We start from the raw sequence: 2867 nt of genomic DNA on the forward strand, positions 1-2867 counted from the left end.
ATGAGCCGGGCCATCCGCCGCATAGCTCATGAAATCATTGAACGCAATAAGGGCCTGGATAATATGCTCCTCGTCGGAATCCATACGCGGGGCGTTCCGCTGGCCAAGCGGCTGGCGGTGGAACTGGCTGCTATTGAAGGAATTCCCGTTCCCGTCTATGATCTTGATATTTCCGCGTACCGGGATGATCACCGCAAGAACAGTATCAATACGGTCAGCAGCGGACAGAACCGGTTCGATGCCGATGGCAGGACGATTGTCCTCGTCGATGATGTCCTGTTTACAGGTCGGACCGTGCGTTCGGCCCTTAACGCCATCATGGAACTGGGGCGGCCCCGTTTTATCGAACTGGCGGTCCTGGTGGACCGGGGACACAGGGAACTTCCTATCCGGGCTGATTATGTAGGGAAAAATGTTCCTACGTCGCGTCATGAAGATATTTCGGTGCAGTTATCAGAGGTCGATGGCTGCAATCAGGTGGTATTGCGGGAAGAAGTGCGCAGCTGAGTCTGCGCCTTTTTTGACGACATGTCCTTGACCTGAAGTGAACTCCATGGCGTATGATAAAGGCCATAACGGAGGGGCGATGCCTCTGTCGTCAGAAGGAGGAATGACTCATGATACGCAGTATACTAAAAGGGATAGCCGGCCTGGCAGCTGTCCTTATCGTACTCGCCACTGCAGCCGGTGCCTATGCGGGCAATCTGGCATATAATGAATTCCGTGAAGCCCCCTGGGACCAGATTCTGGGAATACGGAATAATTCACGGCATGTAGCGCCCATACGCGTCCTGGAGAAAGAACGGCAATGGGAAGCTGTCCGTGTCAATGCCCCGGATGGGACCATTTTACGGGGAACCTACATTGCCAGCACCAGTCATTCTCATAAAACGGTTATCCTTCTCCATGGCCTGTATCAGAACCGTTCCATGTGTCTTGGGTATGTTCCCATATATCAGAACCTGGGATATAATGTCCTGCTCATTGACCAGCGGGGCCATGGAGAAAGTGAAGGAGCCCATACCGATTGGGGGTTGTCCGAACCGGAGGATATGGAAATGTGGATGCAGTGGCTCCGCAGAAAAGATCCTCAGGCTGTCATCGGCCTGCACGGCATTTCCCTGGGGGCGGCTATGGCGTTGTTGTATGCCGGCAGTGACCGTCAGCAGCAGGTGGCTTTTGTCATTGCCGACAGTTCCTATGGAAATATCATTTCTATGGGCAGAGAAAAGCTGATGGACTGGACAGGAGATAAAAACCTCGTACTCGGTTATGATCTGCTCGACCCTTTTTTCCAGGCAGCGATGCTCGTTCATACACATAAGCTCGTCTCTTCCATCGAACCGGCCCATGCCGTGCACTTTATAAAAGTACCGGTCCTGTTCCTTCATGGCAGTGCCGATACGCTGGTACCGGTCAAAACGGCGCAGAGCCTGTACGACCAGTGTGGCAGCGGACATAAATATCTTCATGTGTTCCGTGATTCGCCCCATGCGGCCGCTATTGAAACAGACCGCCGGGAATATGTGCGGACCGTGACAGATTTTTTGGAAGAAAATGTGTGACTGACTGGCAGAAAAGACGTGGCCAGTGTCCTATGAACAGTATGGTATATATTTTCTTTTTGTCTTGACGGTCGGCGGGGGCTCTGGTATCATAGAGTCAGATTTTTGCATACTACATATGGTATGCAAATTACCAACAAATGACAATATATCGGATCTTTGCGGCGTTCTATGGAGGAATCGTTATGGATGAAAAAGAATGGCTTGGCGCGGACAATCAGCTTGGCCTCGACATCTGGAAAAATAAGTACTGTAATAATGGGGAAAATTTTGATCACTGGCTGGATCGCGTCAGTGGGCATGATGCGGAAGTGGCAGAATTGCTGCAGCAGCAGAAATTCCTGTTCGGCGGGCGCATCCTGGCCAACAGGGGGTTGGAATACGAAGGGAAAAAAATCACCCTGTCCAACTGTTATGTCATGATGCCGCCAGAGGACAATATTGAAAGCATTTTTGACCGGGCAGGCAAACTGGCCCGGACTTACAGCTATGGCGGCGGCTGTGGCATCGATATTTCCAGTCTCAGTCCGAAAGGCGCGCGCATCAATAACGCAGCGAAGGAAACGAGCGGTTCCATCTCCTTTATGACCCTGTATTCGCTGGTTACGGAACTGATTGGACAGAATGGCCGCCGTGGCGCCCTCATGATTTCGATTGACTGCAGCCATCCCGATGTCATTGATTTCATCAAATTGAAAACCGATTTGAATAAAGTGACCAAAGCCAATATATCCGTCCGTCTGAGCGATGAATTTATGCAGGCCGTAAAAGAACATAAGACGTTCCGCCTTCATTTTACGCGTCAGGAAACGGGGCAGACTATCGAAACGATGGTCCAGGCCGCCGATGTCTTTCACTTGCTGGCAGAAACGAACTGGGACTATGCAGAACCGGGGGCTCTGTTCTGGGACCGCATCCGGAACTGGAACCTGCTGGCCAATACGAAGGAATTTTCTTTTTCCGGTGTCAATCCCTGTGCGGAAGAACCGCTGCCGGCGGGCGGATCCTGTCTCTTGGGCAGTATGAATCTGGCTCAGTTTGTCCAGCACCCGTTTACGCCCGATGCGGCGTTTGACTTTACGGAATTCAAACGGTGTGTCACTATTGCCGTCCGGGCCCTCAATGACGTGCTGGAAGAAGGACTGCCCCTGCATCCCCTTCAGGAACAGCGCGACAGTGTACAGCAGTGGCGCCAGATTGGTCTGGGAATCATGGGCCTGGGCGACATGCTGATTAAGATGGGTCTGACTTATGGCAGTCCCGAAGCCGTGGCATTTTGCCATGAAATAGGCTTTGCCATGG

2 protein-coding genes and 1 pseudogene are annotated in these 2867 nt (G+C 52.0%); all 3 read left to right on the forward strand.

Annotation, left to right across the window (positions count from 1 at the left end; genetic code table 11):
* Positions 1-507: bifunctional pyr operon transcriptional regulator/uracil phosphoribosyltransferase PyrR (pyrR, locus tag DBO31_RS01860; RefSeq protein ID WP_150824301.1), on the forward strand; the 507-nt coding region annotated here is incomplete at its 5' end.
* A 110-nt stretch (positions 508-617) separates the two neighbouring features.
* Positions 618-1565, forward strand: coding sequence for an alpha/beta hydrolase (locus DBO31_RS01865; RefSeq protein ID WP_075581473.1), 948 nt, complete (start codon positions 618-620; stop codon positions 1563-1565).
* Positions 1566-1750: 185 nt separating this feature from the next.
* A pseudogene (locus DBO31_RS01870) lies at positions 1751-2867 on the forward strand (ribonucleoside-diphosphate reductase, adenosylcobalamin-dependent); the annotation flags it as partial.

Source organism: Megasphaera sp. DJF_B143 (assembly GCF_900320625.1).
GTDB lineage: Bacteria > Bacillota > Negativicutes > Veillonellales > Megasphaeraceae > Megasphaera > Megasphaera hexanoica.

What these genes read in the sequence shown, in the direction of transcription:
- DBO31_RS01865 (WP_075581473.1), top strand. Translation starts at nt 618, where the DNA reads ATGATACGCAGTATACTAAAAGGGATAGCCGGCCTGGCAGCTGTCCTT.